Genomic DNA, 19,718 nt, shown 5'->3' with positions numbered 1-19,718 from the left:
TTCTAACTCGGGGCACCGCATGAAAAAATTCAACAAAACTGTTGCCATTGTTAGCACGCTAAGCGCAACTGTGCTTTTAGCTGCATGTACATCTACGCCAATAAAATCTTTAGCGATTCAAAAACCAAATAATCAATATGAAGTGACTGCCGTAGGTAAAACCAGTTTAGCGGCAAAAAATAATGCAATTGCAGCTGCAAATAGTACCTGTGGTAAAAATGCGACCCCTGTCGTGGTGGATGAAAAGCAAGAATACAACGGAGTTTTAAAAGGCGTGGTCGATGAAAAGACAGGTCAAATGATTCAAGCGGCGGCTGGCGTACTTGGCACCATTACAGGAAATAGCGGCAGCATCAGCAAAGATGATGATTACCAAACCGTACTAACCTTTAGTTGCCGTGCAAACTAAAACGCTAGTCTGTGATTTTGTTTTGTCATTAACTCAAAATGAAATAGTCGACATGAAATAAAAAAGCCTGCAAAAATGCAGGCTTTTTTAGAAACAAAAATTAGCAATAACCGTCTAAACGGGTTAAAGGTAATTTTTGACCAATGGCTTTTTCAATTTCAGGCAGTGAAAAAGCATCATCTTCAGACAAGAAACTAATACTCACACCACGAGTACCTGCACGACCTGTACGACCGATACGGTGTACATAATCATCAGACTGTTCAGGAAGTGTAAAGTTCACTACATGAGAAACACCATCGACATGGATACCACGACCCGCAACGTCTGTTGCAATCATGATGTTATGTTGACCATTTTTGAACTGATCAAGCATTTTCAAACGCTTATCTTGAGCGATTTCACCTGACAACATCACCACTTTATAACCGTCTTTTTTGAGATGATCATAAAGTTTACGCACTTGATCACGACGATTGGCAAAGATCATGACCTTTTCAATTGGTTCATCACGTAAGATGTCTTCCAATAATTTATATTTATCAGACTTCGCCACCATGTAGACACGTTGCTCAACATCGGCATTGGTTTTCTTTTCAGGTTCAATTTCAACAGTTACTGGTTCAAACAACCATTGCTGTGCCAAATTTAAAACGTCATAACTAAACGTCGCAGAGAACATTAGCGTTTGGCGTTGTTCTTTACGTGGTGAAAAGCGCACGATACGTTTTACAGATGGGATAAAGCCCATATCTAATAAACGGTCAGCTTCATCGATCACTAAAAATTCTATTTGATCGAGCCAAACTTCTTTTTGTTCAACAAAGTCAATTAAGCGACCCGGTGTCGCCACCATAATGTCGACAAAATTACGATTTAATAGATTTTTTTGCTTATCAAAATCTACCCCACCGAGCAAAGTCATGACATTAAGATCAGTATATTTCACTAATTCTTTGGCATCACTTTCAATTTGCAATGCAAGCTCACGGGTTGGTGCAAGAATCAATGCACGCGGCTCACCGCGGAAGCGTTGTTCTTTAATTGGATTATTCAACAAGTCATTGATCACACTGACCAAGAAAGCCGCAGTCTTACCAGTACCAGTTTGAGCACGACCAATAGCGTCATGTCCAGCCAATGTAAATTTTAAAACCTTTTGCTGAATAGGCGTCATATCCTTAAAACCTAAAGCATCAATGGCTTTTTTAAGGTTCGGATGTAAATTTAAGGTTTCAAAACCTGATGACATATAGATGTGCCCTAATTGAATAATCACAAAATTGCTGAAGCATTATAAACAAAAAACGCCCCAATTTACATTGGAGCGTTTTTGAGTACATTCAGACGATTAGTCTAAAGGTTGTACTTCTTCAGCTTGGAAGCCTTTTTGACCTTTAACAACGCTGAATTCTACGCGTTGGCCGTCACGAAGTGAACGGTGGCCTTCGCCCATAATTGCGCGGAAATGAACGAATACGTCGTCGCCGCCGTTACGTTGAATAAAGCCAAAGCCTTTAGTGTCGTTGAACCATTTAACAACGCCTTGTTCACGAGCTGTCATAAGTTAATCCTTATCGTATTTAAAAAAGAAGGACCACCCGGTGTTGCAAACAGCAGACCAAACAAGGTTAAAAAAAATATTTTTATTTCTAAGCTTGTAATCATTCTGTAAAACTATCAACAAAATCCCGGTTACATCCAAATATATCAAGAGTTAAGAGGCTTCACAGCCAACAAAAATCTTAACAACGCAACGAGCTTAACACGGGTTTACCGCAATTAATAGATTTTTTTGATCTATTTTCCTTTTGAATATTCTTATTTTTTCACATCGTTTGAGTTATAAATCACAAAGGATTTTTACCTATTTTAGGTTGGGATTTGGCACTGTATTTGCTAATATTTCCATTGAAATGTAAACATGTTGGATCTGCTTCGTGAGTGACAGCCAAAATTCGCTTTTAACTGTAGATGCAATGGGTAAACCCTGCCCGATGCCACTATTGATGCTCAAAAAAGCTTTAAAGAAAAGTCCAGACCAATCTTTATTGTTAAAGTCATCCGATCCGCACAGCCAACAAGATGTATCACGATACTGTCAAATACATCAGTTAAACTGTGAAATGCGCAAAATTTCCGATTCTGAGTTTCATTACTTAATTGAATCTTAAAAAGATTCAGTTAAACTAAATTGCTTCATAATTGAATAAAAGTTTACATTTCTATACCCAATTTTCCATAATTTACGGAAATATTGGATTAAGATGAATCTTAGTTATTGGGCTTACCCATTTTAATTCTCAAGGAGAAAACATGAGTGACAGCAGCAATCAATTGATGCCCCTGTCATTATCGGCACCTGGGGTGAATCTTGGTGCTTATATTAGTACTGTTAATCAGATTCCAATTTTATCGGCCGAACAAGAAAAAGAGCTAGCCGAGCGTTATTATTATGACCAAGATTTAGACGCAGCTAAAATGCTGGTGATGTCGCATCTTCGTTTTGTTGTGCATATCGCACGTAGCTATGCAGGCTACGGTTTGCCACAAGGTGACCTGATTCAAGAAGGTAACTTGGGCTTAATGAAAGCGGTAAAACGTTTTGACCCAAACATGGGCGTACGTCTTGTATCTTTTGCTGTGCATTGGATTAAAGCAGAAATTCATGAATATGTGATTCGTAACTGGCGTATTGTCAAAATTGCGACCACTAAAGCGCAGCGTAAATTATTCTTTAATTTACGTAGCTTAAAAAAGTCATCTAAAAAATTAACTTTGGCTGAAGCACAGTCGATTGCCAATGACTTGAATGTAACACCCGAACAAGTCTTGGAAATGGAAGGCCGTTTAACCGCTTATGATGCTGCGTTTGAAGCTCAAGGTGATGACGATGATGAAGGTTCGACCCATGTCGCTCCTGCCCTTTATCTCGAAGATAACCGTTACGACCCTGCGCGTTTAGCGGAAGATGAAGATTACGAAGAACAAAGCACTTCAGCTTTACATGAAGCCATGGATCAGCTGGATGATCGTTCACGTAACATCTTACAACGTCGCTGGTTAGATGACGAAAAGTCGACACTGCATGAATTGGCGGCGGAATATAATGTATCTGCTGAACGTATTCGTCAGTTGGAAAAAAATGCGATGGAAAAAATTAAAGTCGCAATGTCTTCAAACTAAGTTGAAGGCTTTTCCCAGTCATACTAAAAAAGAGCATTTCGATGCTCTTTTTTTTATGCCTGAATATTGTCGAATGACAAACTGCAACACAAAAACTTTGGGCATTTTTGCTTTAACCCTGCGTGCTAAATATGCTATGGTTATGCGCAAATTTTGTTAAGGTGAATGCACATGTGGATTGCCATTTCCGCACTTAACTTAGCTTTTGCTGTGATGCTTGGTGCCTTTGGTGCACACGGATTAAAAGCGCGCGCTACTGAAGCCCAATTGGCTTGGTGGCAAACTGCAACGGACTATTTCTTTTATCATGCACTGGGCTTACTTGCCCTCGCGATCTTATCCAAAGTCATTCCCCAACTTCCAATTAAAGCCAGTTTCCTGCTTATACAAATTGGTATTTTCTTCTTCTGTGGTTCTTTATATGTGATGGCTCTAGGCTTACCACGTGGTCTCGGAGCCATTACCCCGATTGGTGGAGCGCTGATGATTGCTGGATGGCTCATATTGGCATGGAATGCGTTGAAATACGCAAAATAATCAACAGCAGATATTGGCCTTACTCAATAGGCAAGGCAGCAAGAACGGAATCCGCAAATGCAAATCTATTTAAATGGCGAAGCTACACAAACCGAATGTGTCAACCTCTTGCAATTGGTTCAACAATTACAACTGGAAGGCAAACGCTTTGCTGTTGAAAAAAATGAAATGATCATCTCGAAAAGTAAATTGGAACAAACCCCAATTGCAGAGCAAGATCATATTGAAATTATTCATGCCGTAGGTGGCGGCTAAAATGGAGCTCCCATGGAAGATACACCCCTAATCATTGGTTCACGTACATTTAATTCACGACTTTTAGTTGGTACAGGTAAGTACAAGGACTTAACGGAAACTGACCAGGCCATTCAAGCCAGTGGTGCTGAAATTGTGACCGTTGCCATTCGCCGTGTGAATATTGGTCAACATCCAGACCAACCAAACTTGCTTTCAGTGGTTCCACCTGAGAAATATACGATTTTGCCAAATACAGCAGGTTGTTTCGATGCGAACAGTGCGGTCCGTACTTGCATGTTGGCGCGTGAACTATTAGATGGTCACAATCTGGTTAAACTTGAGGTTTTAGGCGATGAGAAAACCTTATATCCAAATATTACCGAGACTTTAAAAGCTGCACGTACATTGATTGACGATGGCTTTGAAATCATGGTTTATACCTCAGATGACCCGATTGTGGCACAAGAACTGGAAAGCATGGGCTGTGTAGCGATTATGCCTTTAGGTAGTCTCATTGGCTCAGGTTTAGGCATTCTCAACCCACATACTATTTCGATCATTAAAGACAATGCCAAAGTGCCTGTCTTGGTCGATGCGGGTGTAGGTACAGCAAGTGATGCAGCGATAGCGATGGAATTGGGCTGTGATGGCGTATTAATGAATACAGCAATTGCAGCTGCACAAAACCCTGTTCTGATGGCTTCAGCGATGAAAAAAGCAGTTGAAGCAGGTCGTGAAGCTTTCCTAGCAGGACGTATGCCTCGTAAACGCATGGCAAATGCCAGTTCACCTGAAACTGGATACTTCTTTAAATAAGAACTCATTCACGGTATAAAAGAGGACTCTATTGAGTCCTTTTTTTGATTTTGCAAACCTGATAATAATGAAAATATCCCATATATTTTGTACTTTGAGTCTTTGTGCCGCATCTAGTTGGCTGTCAGCCCAAGTGCCCAGCACAACCAAATCACTTGCACCGCAAGGTTGGAACATTTTGATGGCTACGACTGGCGACCTAAACAAAGATCAAAAGCCAGATATTGCGATGATCGTGGAAAAACAAAAAGTCGATGTGGCGACCTATGATGACGATGGCAAAGTCGTTCACAACCATCCACGAAAACTCATCGTGTTTTTTAAAACCGCAAAGGGATATCAACGTATCGTTGAAAACAACAGCATCCCTGTCGCTCAGCAGCCCAATTCATGCTTACTTGACCCACTTGCTGAAGCAGAAGACATCCAAATCAGTAAAGGCAATTTACTCGTTCATTTTAGTTATTTTATGGCTTGTGGTGGCTGGAAATGGCCCCGACATAGTTATACCTTCCGTTGGCAAAATCAACGCTTTGACCTGATTGGTTTTGACTACAGTAGCTTTCACCGAGCTTCTGGTGAAGAAACATCGAAAAGCTATAATTTTTCGACCTTAAAACGTAAGGAAATTGTAGGCGGCAATATGTTTGAAGATGTCAAAACTCAAACCAAATGGTCAACCTTCAAAGCACCACAACAAGTGACGCTTAAAAATATTAACTTTGATGATTTCTATACACAGTTCGAGTACTAAGTTGAACCTGAGCAATGCCAATCTAGCAATAAAAAAACCGCCAATTTCGGCGGTTTTTTTAATTCAATTTGAATACACAACTTAAGGAATCAATCCTTCATCACGCATCGCAATTTGAACTGATTGGCGCTCTGCAACTTTGTTACGCAATGCAATGATATTTTTATATGGCGTTAAATCATGACCGATGCCATTTGACCAATTTGTCAGTACAAAGAGATAAGCATCTGCTGGGCCAAAGTTATCATCGACCAAATAGTCGTTATCCGATTCACCAATCGCTTTATCGATGTATGTCAATAAACGATCAATTTCTGCATAAGCTTTTTCTTTAGCGTCTGCATCTAGTGGTGCACCAAAGAATACGGCATAAGCATCATGTAATTCTGAGTTCAAATAGCCAAGCCATTCTAAAACTTTGGCACGACCTAAACCTGATGGTGGAATTAAGTCTTGTTTAGGATCATGCTGCGCAAGGAAAGGTAAAATTGCCACATTCTCGGTCAGGATCAAACCTGGGTTAATTTCTAATGCGGGTACATAACCTTTTGGGTTGATCTCGTAATAATCTACCCCTTTTTCTGTTTTATGGTTTTTTAGGTCAACACGGACCAAATCAAAATCGACATTAATTTCATTTAAAATTATATGTGATGCTAATGAACATGCACCTGGAGAATAATAAAGCTTCATATCTGATCCTTGTTATGTACTATTCAATGTTTTAAATCTCTTCTGTCAAACTTTCAAGTGATCAAACCTGTAAATTGCAAAAAAGCGTAAATGCTGAAACACATATACTCATCGACTATTGTCCATAATCAAGAAGATTTCAAGTCAATCTGTTATGCATTTTTATACTCAGTTGTTTTAACATAGCCGCGTTTAAGATTTGATGAAAAGTTACCGTGTTACAACTTAAAAAAGAACAATGGTTTTCCAATATTCGGACCGATGTGCTCGCTGGCTTGGTGGTTGGACTGGCGCTGATTCCAGAATCGATCGCTTTTTCAGCTATTGCTGGGGTTGACCCTCAGGTTGGTTTGTACGCTTCGTTTTGTATCGCCGTCACCATTGCCTTTTTTGGTGGTCGTACAGCAATGATTTCAGCTGCTACGGGTGCGATGGCCTTACTTATGATCACATTGGTCAAAGATCATGGTTTACAATATCTTTTGGCAGCCACGGTTTTAACTGGTGTGATTCAGATCTTTGCTGGCTATTTTAAAGTCGCAAAACTTATGCGCTTCGTCTCGCAGTCAGTGGTGTATGGTTTTTTAAATGCACTCGCGATTTTGATTTTTGTCGCACAGCTACCTGAAATGTCAAAGATGGATAGTTTGGGCTATGTGTTTATGCTTTTAGGACTTGCAATAATTTATCTTTTTCCATATCTACCTAAAATTGGCAAAGCTATTCCATCACCGCTGATTTGCATTATTGTCCTCAGTGGCTTGGCATTATTTTTAGGCGCTGACCTGCGTACTGTGAGTGATTTGGGTAAGTTTCCAGAGACTCTACCTATTTTCTTGATTCCTGAAATTCCTTTCAATCTTGAAACCCTCACGATTATTTTCCCCTATTCCATTACCCTAGCAACAGTTGGCCTATTAGAAACCATGATGACCACTACAGTGATCAATGAAGTCACTGGAACTGAAGGAGATCGTCATCAGGAATGTCGTGGTCAAGGGATTGCCAATATTGTCAGTGGCTTTATGGGCGGCATGGCTGGCTGCGCCATGATTGGGCAGTCGATTATTAATGTCAGCTCTGGTGCGCGTACTCGCCTCTCCACTCTGGTTGCAGGTGTATTTTTGTTGTGCTTAGTGGTGTTCTTAAAAGACTGGTTGGCGCATGTCCCAATGGCGGCCTTAGTCGCGATTATGGTTATGGTATCGTTTACCACTTTCCAATGGAATTCAGTCAAGCAATTTTCAAAGCATCCGATGTCCTTTAATGTCGTGATGATTGCTGTGGTGATCGTGGTGCTTGCAACACATAACTTGGCGCTTGGCGTATTGGTTGGTGTGCTCCTCTCTGCGTTGTTTATTATCAATCAATTAGAAAGTTCGGTAAAAGTCACATCAGAACTTAAAGACAACGTCCGTAGTTACACGGTCTATGGGCAAATTTTCTTTAGTAGCTCTGAGAGTTTTTATCAATTTTTTGATTTTCAAGAGACGGTTCGTCAAGTGCGAATTGATCTGAATCATGCACATATTTGGGATATTACTTCCGTTAATATTTTGAAGAATGTCGTGCAAAAATTTGAGTCAAAACAGATTCAAGTAGAGGTTTTTGGCTTAAATGAAGCAAGTAGCACTTTACTTGACCGTGTCAGTGACTAATGGATTTTTGAAATATTCACTTTGAATCAAATCAATTTTCAATAAAGTGTGACCTATTGAAACCCTATGCAGGATGTATATAGCAAAGGGTTTCAATAATCAAAGTCTCATTTGTAATGACATTACATAAAATACCTAGCCTATAAAAAAGAGAAAAATTCACCATTCATTCGATTTAACTGTATAATTCATCTCATAAAATTATAACTATCAAAAATAAAACAAAGATTTGATGTGACTTTCTATTTATTTTTTTAAATTGTGGATACACAAAATTGGGGGAATTTTGATGGTATGGTTTTGGTCACGACACTACATTCAAGAAAATCGACTGCTGGTCTTCGCGAGTCTATTTTGCCTGCTATGTTGTATCGCTATACCCAGTTTTGCCAATGCCACCCCACAGATCTCAAGCAGTCATTGTCCTGTTGAAATTGCCCATATTGCCACAGCTAAAAGCGGTGTCGAGCAAGAGCGCCCACGTACAGGTTGGCAAAATCTGCAAAAGCTTCCAGACACTTGGAATAAGCGTTGGCCGGATTATCATGGTATCGCTTGGTACAAAATCCAATTTAAGTTGAACTGTGACCTCCATCAGTTAAATCAGCCCATTGCTATCGCCATACAAGGCATCACCCAAAGTGGTCGGGTTTACATTAACGATGCCCTACTTTGGCAAGATTATATTTCAGCAGAACATTTTTCGCGAAGCCAACATCAACCTAGACTATTGAACTTGCCTAGCTCGAGTTTAAAGCAAGGTGTTAATACCATTTGGGTGCAAGTGTATGGTTCAGTGACCCAAAAATCAGGACTCAGTTCAGTTCAAATTGGGGAATACCCGCAAGTCTACGACAGCTTTAAAATTTGGTTACTCGAACAACGACAATTAGTCGAACTGAATACGATGATTAATTTCGTCGTGGCCGTGTTCTTTTTTTTAGCATGGCTCGCCAATCGTAATGAAAGAGCGTACTTATGGTTAACCATTACAGGCATGGCTTGGGTATTTTATAGCCTGTGTATTATTTTTAATGGGCCAATTGCATTTCTAACCACCGTACAGGTCGACCGCCTACAAAATATTATTTTCTGCTTTTATACGGTTTTTGGCTGTATTGGTGCATGGTATTTTGCAAACCACCCATTTCCAAAAATTCAAAAACTATTATTAAGCCTTGCTACTATCGCAGCGCTCTGTATTGGTTTTGCGCCAGAGGCTTATTTAAAGACCGTCATCCAAATTTGTTTTAGCTTCTTTGTTTTGGTCTTTGTGGCCAAATGTATTAGCTATCCGTACTTGGCGTATAAAGCCAAAATGGCCGAAACCTATTTGCTTGCAACGCTGTATCTGATTTATTTACCGATTGCGGTACATGATGCGCACTTTATGATGACCATGGAAGGCCATGCACTCTCGCCGTATACTGGGCCACTGACCACCCTCGTCTTGGGCGGTGTACTTGCTTTGCGTTTAGCTCGACACACTCGTCAAATTGAGCGTTTTAATAAGACCTTAACTGAAAATGTTCAACGAGCTGAACTGAAACTCGCTACTTCACTCGGTCAACAACATCAACTCGCGCTTGAAAATGCACGACTTCAAGAACGAATTCATTTATCTCATGACTTACATGATGGTTTAGGCGGATCTATTGTCCGTTCAATTTTACTGTTAGAACAAAATGATAAAATTGAAAAACCACAAATCATGTCGATGCTTAAACTGTTCCGAAATGATTTAAGACAAGTTATCGATTCGGGTTCAAGTATAGGGACGAAAGTTCCAGACACTCCGATCGAATGGGCGGCGCCGATTCGCCATCGCTTTGTACAGCTCTTTGAAGAATTAGACATGAGCTCGAGCTGGAAAATTGCTGCCGAATGGATTCACTCACCGTCTGCGACCCAATGTCTCAATTTGACTCGTGTCGCTGAAGAAACCCTGACCAATATTCTAAAGCATAGTCAGGCTAGCAAAGTTCAAGTCAGTTTGTGCGAAACAGAGACTCAACTGATATTACGTATTGAAGATAATGGTATAGGCTTCAACCCTGACGATGTTGAACAAGGTCTACATGTTGGTCTACATAGTATGCAAACACGAATCCATCGTATCGGTGGTGAATTTAAAATACAGTCACAGCCGGGTTGTACCGTGCTTGAGGCCATTTTGCCGTTTAAGCTTGATGGTGCTGATCGTGAAGATATTGGCGATAAAATCGCCTAGCTTAATGTTATTTCATCGCTTTTGAGCTGAGTAATTCACTGTACATGGCAAATCCTCGGCACGGCTTCCGTCGGTGAGATTGAGCAAAAAGCGGATTTATTCACGGTAAAAATTTGACTTGTGCATCTCAGGACTTAAAATACCGCATTCGAATTTTTTACATTTGCCAAAGTTATGTCGAACGATCAATTAGACCAGCACGCTGTAGATCTGGATAATCTAAACGAACACCGTGAAATCGTGACGTTTATGCGCCGCTCTGCGCCACTTAATACTTCGCAACGTACTGCGCTGGAACAATATGATCATCTAATTTTGGAATACCCTGTTGGGGATTTGCGTCAGCATTTTGAACACCCTGAACGCCCATTAACTGTTGAGATCGGTTTTGGTATGGGGCGTTCTTTGGTACTGATGGCAAAAGCAAACCCTGAACGTAACTTTGTCGGTATTGAAGTACATGTTCCGGGTATCGCTCAATGTGTTTATGAAGCAGGTCTTGCAGGTTTAACTAACCTTCGAGTATTAGATGCTGATGCCATCCAAGTGCTACGTGAAATGCCAGATAATAGTATTAACACTGTGCAATTATACTTCCCAGATCCATGGCAGAAAAAACGTCATTTCAAACGTCGTTTTGTATCTCATGACCGTATGCCATTGGTTGAAGAAAAATTAGAAATCGGCGGCACATTCCACTCAGCAACTGACTGGGAACCGTATGCTGAATGGATGATCGAAGTTCTTGAAGAACGTCCACGTCTTGAAAACCTTGCGGGTAAAGGCAATAGCTACCCTCGTCCAGACTGGCGTCCACAAACTAAATTTGAACGTCGCGGAATTGAAGCAGGCCATAAAATTAATGACTTCATCTTCAAAAAAGTAAACTAATTTTTGAATGAAATAAAAAACCACCGTTAGCGGTGGTTTTTTATTGCTGTTTTTGATCTAAGATTTATCTGTGTTGTTTCAAATCACAGGAAAACTGCTTACACCTAGGCTACTTGCGCTTGGAGCTGACTTTGACGAATCATATCCACGGCTTTTTCAGCAATCATCACTGTTGGGGCATTGGTATTGCCATTCACCACAGAAGGCATGATGGAGGCATCGACTACACGAAGGTTTTGAATCCCGTAGACTTTCAATTCAGGGTCAACCACAGACATCTCATCTACGCCCATCTTACAACTACCGACAGGGTGATAAACCGTATCCACACGCTGACGTAAGATTGCACGTATGTCATCATCTGTTTTGACCAGTGAGGTAAATAAATCTTGCTGATAATGACTCGATAAAGACGGCGACATCATTAACTGCTGCGTCAACTTAAAACCTTGTACCAAATCTTCTAAATCCTGCTCATCCCCTAAAAAGTTTGGATCAATCAATAATGGAGCATTTACACTAGAACCACTCAATTTGATCGTACCGCGACTTCTTGGATTGAGCAGACACACATGACACGACAAACCATGACTTGCATGAAATTTCCGTGCATGGTCATCTACTAACGCCACGACAAAGTGTAATTGCAAATTTGGCATTGCTAAATTGGGTGAAGACTTTAGAAAACCACCGCATTCTGCAAAATTTGAAGCAATCATGCCTCGTCGTTCCTTACGATAGCGACCAATCTGCTTAAACATATCAATTGAACCGGGTAAAGATACGCCAAATGTGCCTTGGTATTCTTTGACTTTATAACCAAAAATGAAATCTGGATGATCGTGAAAGTTCTTTCCTACACCCGGTAAATGGTGTTTCACTTCAATGCCATGAGCTTGAAGTTCAGCCTGGTCTCCCACACCCGACAACATTAAAATCTGCGGTGACTGCATCGCTCCAGCACTGAGCAAGACTTCACGTCTGGCTTTTAGGTGTTTCATTTGCCCTGCATGGTGTACTTCTACGCCAGTCGCGACTTGATGTTCTATGGTAATTTTATGCGTTGTTGCTTTGGTCAATACAGTTAAATTTGGCCGATCTAAATGTGGAAATAAATACGCACGTGCCACACTACAACGCTCTCCATTGATATGCGTAACCTGATAAACCCCTAAGCCTTCTTGTTCTGCGCCATTAAAATCATCGAGGACTTTATGGCCTTGTGCACGAGCCGCTTCGGTATAGCGTTGATGGAAAATATTGTCACTTTGTACATCTGTGACGGATAGAGGGCCGTCATTTCCGTGGAATTCATTCTGTATTCGGTTGTTATTTTCTGAGCGAATAAAATATGGCAAGACCTCATCATATGACCAGCCAGTATTGCCCTGTACCGCCCATTGATCATAATCATTTTTATGTCCACGAATATAAATCATGGCATTAATACTGGATGAACCGCCAAGGCATTTTCCACGCGGTTGATAGCCTTTACGACCATTCAAGCCAGCTTGCGGCACAGTTTCAAAGGCCCAATTATTGATTTTAGTCGGTAAGCTCACCACGCATGCAGCTGGAATATTGACCGTCCACTGATCACCTTATCCACCTGCTTCTAGTAAGCACACAGATATATTCGGATCTTCACTGAGCCGTGCAGCCAGTACGCATCCCGCACTTCCGCCACCAATCACAATGTAATCAAATTCCATTTTTGACATTATTTTCATCCAATTGATTCTTTTTATAAATGCACAATAAGTGATTTAACGCTGACTGAAAAGTTTCTTTTTAAAATAATGAGCGCGATACCGTGCAAGAAGGATGAAACTGATGATCGAAATTTTGCCTCAAGCGTCACTCATGCAAGGTAGCAACTATATCGATCAAAATGATCAATGGATTTAATACACTTAAACTTGGTCTTTATTCTTTTAATCCATAGACGTTTTAAAAGCACTGTAAGCCGCATAGCTAAAGATTTGACTGAAACAATAGATTTGATCAAAGCCTATTTCCGTTAGTAAGCTTTGATAATACTGCTGGCTAATCAGTTCAAAATCATCCTCTAAACGCTGCATCATTTTTGTCGCTTGCGATGCAGATAAACCCTGCATTTTGCAAAACTCAGGCAGTACATGCTGCTCAAAATTCGAATGAGTTTGCATCAAGTCAAAACTTAAAAAAATGCCCTGCGGTTTAAGCAATTCAAAAGCTTTTGTTAAAAAATTCGTTTTCTCTGACAACGGAATGAAATGCGTCACCAAGATACTCAGCACCGCATCAAAATAACTTACTTGATCAAAAGTAGTATGACTACCCAAAACAAAATTGACGCGATGCAACTCTCCAGCGGCTTCAATACGTTGCCGTGTTTGATTCAGCATGTTTTCAGACAATTCTGTAACGGTAAATGACCATGTTGGATTCAAGGTCATGAGATAGCCCAATTCATAGCCCGTCCCACATCCAATAATCAGTACATGGGCATCTTCAGCGACATGGCAATTCAACACCGCCTGAATCTGTTGATGGACAAGTTCATAGCCGGGAATTAATTTTCGTATATGCGCATCATAACTTTCGACCACTTGCGGATTATTAAAATCTTTTGCCATGTAACATCCTGTTTGACATGTATTTCTAAGCTAATAAATATTCATTGTTCTATATGGATTGTTTATTTCTGATGATGCTCAAGAATCTGCTGACTCAGCATTTCATAGACCGCTTTCAGGTCGACTTGATCAGCTTGCTCAAGCATATTGGCATGCATCTGCATGATATTTTGATCCCCACGCATTGCAGGGCCAGTTTGCATGTTACGTGGTTCAGCCTGAGTAGCTTTATTGGCCGTCTCTAAAATCAAAGGATAAAGTAAGCTAAAATCGACATGTTTTGCATCGACAATCTGCTTTGCCATGTCATAACAATAATTACTAAAATTACAAGCAAACACCGCAGCAAGATGCAGACTCAAACGCTGTGCTGAATCATATTGATATACCCTTTGGCTAATGCTGTTTGCTAAATCTGTAAGTGTCCTCAAATCTGCAGAATCCGCGGCTTCAACAAAGATCGGTGTCGACGTCCAGTCCACATCTCGATCTAAACTAAAGGTTTGTAAAGGATAAAATACCCCTGCTCGCGAATGCTGCTGGGTCAGTACCGTGATATTGGTGCTACCTGACGTATGCACAATCAAAACCTGTGGCACATAGGCTATGACTTGCTGAATAACGGTTGCAATCGATTGGTCGCTTACAGCAATGATCAAAAGATCAATCTCAGCATTCAACTTAGTTGGGGTATGAATAGCTTCTGCACCTACACTTGCTGCAAGTTTTTCTGCCTTTTCAAGATTTCGCGCAAAAACTTGCACAATGTGATGTTGTGGATGAAGTACCTTGAGCAAATGATGTGCAACACGACCTGCACCCACAATACTGATTCGCATATAGTTTTAACTCATTTTGGATGGCTACAGCATGTCAGGAAAATATCCGACGTGCAAATCGAGTCGTATCGATAGAATGATTTATTTTCAATACTTCCCATCAATTTCGCTCAGATAAGTACTATAAAGGGATGCACTTCATCCCTTTTGCTAGACGTCAATCTAAGTCTAATGCATATCATATCGCTTTCAATCTAGACAATATCCACGATATGCACTTTAGCTTTTACGATTTACCAATGATTTGATTCAGAGTCTGTAGGTATTGTTCTGCGTCACGGCGCGCATTGAATTTCTTTTCAAATACACCTGTGTTTTGCACACTGTTCGGTGTGTATTCTACCGAAACAACAAAGGTATCAAGCAAATCTCTATTAATCCGAATTGCAATAATATGATGTGAGTTTAAATAAAAACCTTCATCAACCTTAACTAACATGACCCGCCTCAAAATCTTGCACAATGAAATAGATAAAAAAATCTAAACATTCATAAACTTGGATGCCTTACCGCATACAGTCATTCATGTGTTAGACCTATTTTATTGTAGCGCCATTATGTGATTTATATTGCAATTATTATGTAATTTAAATAAATGCTCAGAGAAATTTTTTGAGTTTCAGTCATCTAAACATGATTGATTTTCAATCCTAACTAAAGTTTAGATAAAAAAGACTGGATATAAAAAAGCCTGCTGCCATACCTATGACAACAGACTCATTTTAGTAGGACTGATTTAACTCAAATCAATCGTACAGAGAGGTTGAATGATTAAACACTCAACATACTGTTTAATGTTTCTGACACATTCTTCGATTTCACAACAGGTTTAAGTGCTTCAAGTTTTGCTTTGACTTCACTACGCTGCGGTTCTGCCAAAGTGTACCAACGGGACAAAATTTGCAGTAAACGTGAACCGACAATTGGATTCTTCTCATCGAGGAATTTTGCCAATTCAACAATGTGCTGCACACCAAAACTCCATGTGTTGACAGGATTGCTATTTAAACCGCCTGTAACCGCACGAATACGGTTCGGTACTTTCAAGTCATAGTCAGGATGAGCAGTCAGTGCATTGATGGTTTCCGCAGTTGCTTTCGGATGTGCTGCTTGCAGCATAAACCATTGGTCCATCGACAAGGCTTCATTTTTAAAGCGTGTGTAGAAAGTTTCTAAAGCTTGCTGTGCTTGTGGTGCATCATTCCAAACCAATACTTTTAAAGCACCAAGACGTTCAGACATATTGCCTGTAGAGCTAAATTGTTCATAGGCCAATTCAAATACAGAAGCATCGCCTTGACGTGCCATCATGCTCAACATGATGTTTTTCAATGCACGAACACCCATGGCTTGTGAAAACTCTTTCTGCGCATCAGGGTCTAAAGTTGCATAAGTCTCTTTAAAGAAAGCACCTAACTCACGTGCCACACGACTTAAAAGTGCTTCACGCTGTTCTTGCACTTGGGCAGGACTGTAGTCGGCATCAATACGGCTACCTAAATAACCCTCTGTCGGTACATCGAATAAACGTGAAGCAAGTAGTGGATCACGCTCAACCAATGCTGGTAATGTATTTTGTATAGCTTGGACATAGATGTCAGCATCATGGCCATTTAACAAAATACGTTCTAACAAGGTTTGGCTGGCTTGCCATTGGTTAAAACCATTCGGCTCGTACTGCATCAGGAAAGCAAGCTCTTCATCTGAATAGTTAAATTCAAGATTAACAGGTGCAGAGAAATTACGCAGTAAAGACACAACAGGCTGGGTTTTTACACCGCTAAATGTAATCGTTGCAGTATCGGTATCAAATAAATACACGCCATCTTTGATGCCATTTTCAACCAATGCATCTGAGCTGAGAACTAACTGTTCACCACTCGTCGCATCAAACAATGCCAAAGCCACAGGAATTGGCACTGCTTTTAAATTTGGATATTTCGGATGCGCTTTTAAGCTTTGTTTCAAACTTAAAGTATAGGTTTGATTTGCAGCATCGTACTCACCTTTTGCTTCAAGTTTTGGTGTGCCCGGTTGGTTATACCAAATCAAGAAACTCGATAAATCTACACCTGAACCTGCTGTTAGTGCTGCCACCCAATCTTCAACAGTCACAGCTTGACCATCATGGCGTTTGAAATATTCGTCAGTACCTGCACGGAATTTTTCTTTGCCCAGCAATGTCGCCATCATGCGGTTAATTTCCGCACCTTTTTCGTACACTGTTGCGGTATAGAAGTTATTAATTTCAACAAAATGATCTGGACGCGGTGGATGTGAAAGCGGGCCTGAATCTTCAGGGAACTGATGTGCTTTTAACACTGCAACATCATCGATCCGTTGTACCGCAGCAGATTGTAAATCTTCTGAGAACGACTGATCACGGAATACTGTCAAACCTTCTTTTAAGCAGAGTTGGAACCAATCACGACAGGTAATACGGTTACCCGTCCAGTTATGGAAGTATTCATGTGCAATCACAGACTGAACGCGCATGATCGCAGCATCAGTCGTATATTCTTCATCAGCAAGCACACAAGAGGTGTTGAAAATATTCAAACCTTTGTTTTCCATTGCACCCATGTTAAATGCACTGGTTGCCACGATCATATAATTGTCTAAATCATAAGGACGACCATAATGTTCTTCGTCCCAACGCATCGAATGTTTTAAAGCTTCCATCGCAATATGACATTTTGGAATGTCTTTTTCTTCTGCATAGATTTCTAAAGCAACATTACGACCTTCAGACGTCACATAAGAATCTTTGAGTACAGCCAAGTCACCAATCACACAGGCAAATAGATACGATGGTTTTTTGGTTGGATCTTGCCAAACGGTATAATGACGACCTTCACCGGTTTCACCCGCTTCAATCAAATTACCATTGGCAAGTAATACAGGGAATTTTTTATCCGCTTCGACACGTGTGGTAAATACCGATAGCACATCAGGACGGTCAGGATAATAGGTAATTTTACGGAAGCCTTCAGGCTCGTTTTGGGTAACGAATAAATCGCCTGCCGCTTGGTATAAGCCTTCGAGTTGAGTATTGCTTTCAGGATGAATCACGACTTCGGTTTCAATGACAGCTTGGTCAGGTGCATTTGAAATTACCAGTTGTTCTGCATCTACAACATAGGCATCTGCTGGCAAAACTTGACCATTTAAGCGAATTGACTTGAGTTCCAAATCACGACCCAATAACACCAAATCCCCAGCAGTTTGACGCTGCATCACTAATTTTGCATTTACATTGGTATGCTCATCAAAGACTTGAATATCTAGATCGATACTATCTACGACAAATGATGGTTTTTGATAATCTTTTAAATAAACAGTTTGGTCTGCTTCGACCACTGGATTTGCCGCAATATTCATATCTCGTCCTATTCCTTAGTTATTGCTTCATCAGCTTTTTGAACACATTGTGAATGACTTGATCATACGACAAGATGCATAAGCTGTCTTCGCATTTACAATGATTTATATATGGGCTCAGCGCATGTTGTTTTCAATCATCTTTATTGAATAATTTAAAGGCTGGCACATATTTTCGCCATGTTTAAGCAAAATAAATGCCTGAGTTGAGCACAGCTACTTCAATATGCAAATTTTATATCTACCTCAAATAAATAAAGCACCTATATACTAGAAAGAGAAAGTACAAATGCTTTATCCATCTGTACGTTCAAATTATTGCGCTGAAACTTTCATGCTTAAGACTTAGAGGATTATTGATTTGCAAAAATTAAATCGAGTGCGCTGTCGTAGTCTGCTGCAAAGTAAAATTGAAATGCCGTAACTTTTGAAGTAAGGAATTGCTGAATTTCTTCCGTCGCACCCGCCACATAAATTTTAGATACTTGATGTTGCTGCGCCAGGCCCAGTAACTCGATCGTCTTTTCTAAAGTTTGATCATGCCCAATAATCAGCGCGCCAACCGTACCCTGTAGCTGCTTATATAATTGCATACGGGTGATATTGCTGTTTTTAAGTGCGTCTGACATGTGTATTCCATACAAAGAAAGGATAAAAAAGATTAAAACCTTTAGAAATCAAGCTGAATCATGTTGTGTATCAAGTACAGTAATTCCGCTTCCTTTCAATTCTAAAAGCCTAAATCATTAAAAATTAAAAGCTCAATATATACAAATATACTTTTCAAATCCAATCGCTTAGGTGATTCCTTTCAAAAAGCACCTTAGTTAGCAAATCATATCAATCTTCTAATTTGGATTTGATTGCATATTTCTGTTTATACCATGCACCAAGATGTATCTTTTTCAACAGTTCAAGCATTTTAAAAACTCTTCTGAGATAGCAATACTCATCAATATTATTTTGTTACTTTTAAATTAATAATTTATTTTCAATACCTTAGTAAACAAATATACAGTTTATCTGCTTTAAAATGTCTACTTAAAACATTTGAGCATGCGTTTTGCATCTACTTAATTGCCAAAAGCAAAAAATTCAGGCTAAAACAAAAAAGAGGTGCATTATGTTTATTAAAGAACACATCATCCGTATTGAAAATATGAAGACCCTGCAAGCACTTGATGCTGCAAATATCGACCATCAAGTGATTGCAATGTTTATGACCTGCGAAGGGATTCCACTCAAAGCCTTTGAGGTCAGTTCATTACTTAACTCATATAGTGCATTAGGCACTAAAAAAGTTGCGTCTAAAAAAGTGCAAGCTTTAATACAAGCCAAACAACTTGGAGAGGAGGACGAATCGATCCCATGCCCAGCCGCCTATTAATAATCCATTCTGACTAAAAGCTGCATCATCACTATGCAGCTTTTTTATTTGTCGACATATCGCCTGAGCTGCCGCAACTGAA

The 19,718-nt window shown here is 40.0% G+C and carries 19 protein-coding genes and 1 pseudogene; 11 read left to right on the top strand and 9 right to left on the bottom strand.

Annotation, left to right across the window (positions count from 1 at the left end; all coding sequences use genetic code 11):
• Window positions 1–19 precede the first annotated feature (19 nt).
• Window positions 20–409, top strand: a complete 390-nt coding sequence (locus tag FTU06_RS10535; protein WP_180146501.1) for a hypothetical protein — start codon at window positions 20–22, stop codon at window positions 407–409.
• A gap of 100 nt (window positions 410–509) precedes the next feature.
• Here FTU06_RS10535 and rhlB read toward each other — a convergent pair whose 3' ends face one another.
• Together rhlB and FTU06_RS10525 are read right to left on the bottom strand one after the other, a co-directional pair.
• Window positions 510–1,661, bottom strand: a complete 1,152-nt coding sequence (gene rhlB, locus FTU06_RS10530; protein WP_078188878.1) for an ATP-dependent RNA helicase RhlB — start codon at window positions 1,659–1,661, stop codon at window positions 510–512.
• Between the two features lie 99 nt (window positions 1,662–1,760).
• Window positions 1,761–1,973: a cold-shock protein gene (locus FTU06_RS10525; protein ID WP_005014923.1), complete on the bottom strand. Its 213-nt coding sequence runs from the start codon at window positions 1,971–1,973 to the stop codon at window positions 1,761–1,763.
• A 415-nt stretch (window positions 1,974–2,388) separates the two neighbouring features.
• Here FTU06_RS10525 and FTU06_RS10520 point away from each other — a divergent pair, with 415 nt between their 5' ends.
• From FTU06_RS10520 to FTU06_RS10495, 6 genes are all read left to right on the top strand, one after another.
• The gene (locus FTU06_RS10520) at window positions 2,389–2,583 is read left to right on the top strand and encodes a sulfurtransferase TusA family protein (protein WP_078189214.1); all 195 of its coding nucleotides are present in this window, start codon (window positions 2,389–2,391) and stop codon (window positions 2,581–2,583) included.
• Window positions 2,584–2,725: 142 nt separating this feature from the next.
• Entirely contained in the window at window positions 2,726–3,595 is an 870-nt protein-coding gene (gene rpoH / locus FTU06_RS10515; protein ID WP_078188879.1) for an RNA polymerase sigma factor RpoH, read from the top strand.
• A gap of 171 nt (window positions 3,596–3,766) precedes the next feature.
• Window positions 3,767–4,132: a DUF423 domain-containing protein gene (locus FTU06_RS10510; RefSeq protein ID WP_180146499.1), complete on the top strand. Its 366-nt coding sequence runs from the start codon at window positions 3,767–3,769 to the stop codon at window positions 4,130–4,132.
• Window positions 4,133–4,189: 57 nt separating this feature from the next.
• Complete coding sequence (gene thiS, locus FTU06_RS10505) at window positions 4,190–4,387, top strand: sulfur carrier protein ThiS (RefSeq protein ID WP_111885686.1); 198 nt, start codon at window positions 4,190–4,192, stop codon at window positions 4,385–4,387.
• Window positions 4,388–4,399: 12 nt separating this feature from the next.
• The gene (locus FTU06_RS10500; RefSeq protein ID WP_111885685.1) at window positions 4,400–5,185 is read left to right on the top strand and encodes a thiazole synthase; all 786 of its coding nucleotides are present in this window, start codon (window positions 4,400–4,402) and stop codon (window positions 5,183–5,185) included.
• Between the two features lie 181 nt (window positions 5,186–5,366).
• Window positions 5,367–5,939, top strand: coding sequence for a hypothetical protein (locus FTU06_RS10495; protein WP_180146495.1), 573 nt, complete (start codon window positions 5,367–5,369; stop codon window positions 5,937–5,939).
• Window positions 5,940–6,020: 81 nt separating this feature from the next.
• Here FTU06_RS10495 and FTU06_RS10490 read toward each other — a convergent pair whose 3' ends face one another.
• The gene (locus FTU06_RS10490) at window positions 6,021–6,632 is read right to left on the bottom strand and encodes a glutathione binding-like protein (RefSeq protein ID WP_078188886.1); all 612 of its coding nucleotides are present in this window, start codon (window positions 6,630–6,632) and stop codon (window positions 6,021–6,023) included.
• Between the two features lie 215 nt (window positions 6,633–6,847).
• Here FTU06_RS10490 and FTU06_RS10485 point away from each other — a divergent pair, with 215 nt between their 5' ends.
• The 3 genes from FTU06_RS10485 to trmB all read left to right on the top strand — a co-directional run bounded on the left by FTU06_RS10485 (window position 6,848) and on the right by trmB (window position 11,411).
• Window positions 6,848–8,290 (top strand): SulP family inorganic anion transporter, encoded by a 1,443-nt coding sequence (locus FTU06_RS10485; protein WP_180146492.1) that lies wholly within the window; start codon window positions 6,848–6,850, stop codon window positions 8,288–8,290.
• Window positions 8,291–8,579: 289 nt separating this feature from the next.
• Complete coding sequence (locus tag FTU06_RS10480) at window positions 8,580–10,520, top strand: sensor histidine kinase (protein ID WP_180146489.1); 1,941 nt, start codon at window positions 8,580–8,582, stop codon at window positions 10,518–10,520.
• A gap of 174 nt (window positions 10,521–10,694) precedes the next feature.
• Window positions 10,695–11,411 (top strand): tRNA (guanosine(46)-N7)-methyltransferase TrmB, encoded by a 717-nt coding sequence (trmB, locus tag FTU06_RS10475; protein ID WP_180146486.1) that lies wholly within the window; start codon window positions 10,695–10,697, stop codon window positions 11,409–11,411.
• 104 nt (window positions 11,412–11,515) lie between these two features.
• Here the strand turns inward: trmB and FTU06_RS10470 are convergent.
• The 6 genes and pseudogenes from FTU06_RS10470 to FTU06_RS10445 all read right to left on the bottom strand — a co-directional run bounded on the left by FTU06_RS10470 (window position 11,516) and on the right by FTU06_RS10445 (window position 18,878).
• Window positions 11,516–13,132, bottom strand: a pseudogene (locus FTU06_RS10470) (GMC family oxidoreductase).
• Between the two features lie 213 nt (window positions 13,133–13,345).
• Window positions 13,346–14,029, bottom strand: coding sequence for a class I SAM-dependent methyltransferase (locus FTU06_RS10465; protein ID WP_180146483.1), 684 nt, complete (start codon window positions 14,027–14,029; stop codon window positions 13,346–13,348).
• Window positions 14,030–14,091: 62 nt separating this feature from the next.
• Entirely contained in the window at window positions 14,092–14,868 is a 777-nt protein-coding gene (locus tag FTU06_RS10460) for a Rossmann-like and DUF2520 domain-containing protein (RefSeq protein WP_180146480.1), read from the bottom strand.
• A 226-nt stretch (window positions 14,869–15,094) separates the two neighbouring features.
• Window positions 15,095–15,307: a hypothetical protein gene (locus FTU06_RS10455; protein ID WP_078193638.1), complete on the bottom strand. Its 213-nt coding sequence runs from the start codon at window positions 15,305–15,307 to the stop codon at window positions 15,095–15,097.
• 332 nt (window positions 15,308–15,639) lie between these two features.
• Window positions 15,640–18,249: an aminopeptidase N gene (pepN, locus tag FTU06_RS10450; protein ID WP_180146477.1), complete on the bottom strand. Its 2,610-nt coding sequence runs from the start codon at window positions 18,247–18,249 to the stop codon at window positions 15,640–15,642.
• 353 nt (window positions 18,250–18,602) lie between these two features.
• Entirely contained in the window at window positions 18,603–18,878 is a 276-nt protein-coding gene (locus FTU06_RS10445; protein WP_180146475.1) for a hypothetical protein, read from the bottom strand.
• 494 nt (window positions 18,879–19,372) lie between these two features.
• Between FTU06_RS10445 and FTU06_RS10440 the strand changes: the two genes are divergently transcribed.
• Window positions 19,373–19,636, top strand: coding sequence for a hypothetical protein (locus FTU06_RS10440; RefSeq protein WP_078193641.1), 264 nt, complete (start codon window positions 19,373–19,375; stop codon window positions 19,634–19,636).
• Window positions 19,637–19,718: the final 82 nt, after the last annotated feature.

The organism is Acinetobacter sp. YH12052 (assembly GCF_013419835.1).
Classification (GTDB): Bacteria; Pseudomonadota; Gammaproteobacteria; order Pseudomonadales; family Moraxellaceae; genus Acinetobacter; species Acinetobacter amyesii.
This window is presented reverse-complemented; position numbering and strand designations above follow the sequence as displayed.

What these genes read in the sequence shown, in the direction of transcription:
- FTU06_RS10535 (WP_180146501.1), top strand. Translation starts at nt 20, where the DNA reads ATGAAAAAATTCAACAAAACTGTTGCCATTGTTAGCACGCTAAGCGCA.
- rhlB (WP_078188878.1), bottom strand. Translation starts at nt 1,661, where the DNA reads ATGTCATCAGGTTTTGAAACCTTAAATTTACATCCGAACCTTAAAAAA.
- FTU06_RS10525 (WP_005014923.1), bottom strand. Translation starts at nt 1,973, where the DNA reads ATGACAGCTCGTGAACAAGGCGTTGTTAAATGGTTCAACGACACTAAA.
- FTU06_RS10520 (WP_078189214.1), top strand. Translation starts at nt 2,389, where the DNA reads ATGGGTAAACCCTGCCCGATGCCACTATTGATGCTCAAAAAAGCTTTA.
- rpoH (WP_078188879.1), top strand. Translation starts at nt 2,726, where the DNA reads ATGAGTGACAGCAGCAATCAATTGATGCCCCTGTCATTATCGGCACCT.
- FTU06_RS10510 (WP_180146499.1), top strand. Translation starts at nt 3,767, where the DNA reads ATGTGGATTGCCATTTCCGCACTTAACTTAGCTTTTGCTGTGATGCTT.
- thiS (WP_111885686.1), top strand. Translation starts at nt 4,190, where the DNA reads ATGCAAATCTATTTAAATGGCGAAGCTACACAAACCGAATGTGTCAAC.
- FTU06_RS10500 (WP_111885685.1), top strand. Translation starts at nt 4,400, where the DNA reads ATGGAAGATACACCCCTAATCATTGGTTCACGTACATTTAATTCACGA.
- FTU06_RS10495 (WP_180146495.1), top strand. Translation starts at nt 5,367, where the DNA reads ATGGCTACGACTGGCGACCTAAACAAAGATCAAAAGCCAGATATTGCG.
- FTU06_RS10490 (WP_078188886.1), bottom strand. Translation starts at nt 6,632, where the DNA reads ATGAAGCTTTATTATTCTCCAGGTGCATGTTCATTAGCATCACATATA.
- FTU06_RS10480 (WP_180146489.1), top strand. Translation starts at nt 8,580, where the DNA reads ATGGTATGGTTTTGGTCACGACACTACATTCAAGAAAATCGACTGCTG.
- trmB (WP_180146486.1), top strand. Translation starts at nt 10,695, where the DNA reads ATGTCGAACGATCAATTAGACCAGCACGCTGTAGATCTGGATAATCTA.
- FTU06_RS10465 (WP_180146483.1), bottom strand. Translation starts at nt 14,029, where the DNA reads ATGGCAAAAGATTTTAATAATCCGCAAGTGGTCGAAAGTTATGATGCG.
- FTU06_RS10460 (WP_180146480.1), bottom strand. Translation starts at nt 14,868, where the DNA reads ATGCGAATCAGTATTGTGGGTGCAGGTCGTGTTGCACATCATTTGCTC.
- FTU06_RS10455 (WP_078193638.1), bottom strand. Translation starts at nt 15,307, where the DNA reads ATGTTAGTTAAGGTTGATGAAGGTTTTTATTTAAACTCACATCATATT.
- pepN (WP_180146477.1), bottom strand. Translation starts at nt 18,249, where the DNA reads ATGAATATTGCGGCAAATCCAGTGGTCGAAGCAGACCAAACTGTTTAT.
- FTU06_RS10445 (WP_180146475.1), bottom strand. Translation starts at nt 18,878, where the DNA reads ATGTCAGACGCACTTAAAAACAGCAATATCACCCGTATGCAATTATAT.
- FTU06_RS10440 (WP_078193641.1), top strand. Translation starts at nt 19,373, where the DNA reads ATGTTTATTAAAGAACACATCATCCGTATTGAAAATATGAAGACCCTG.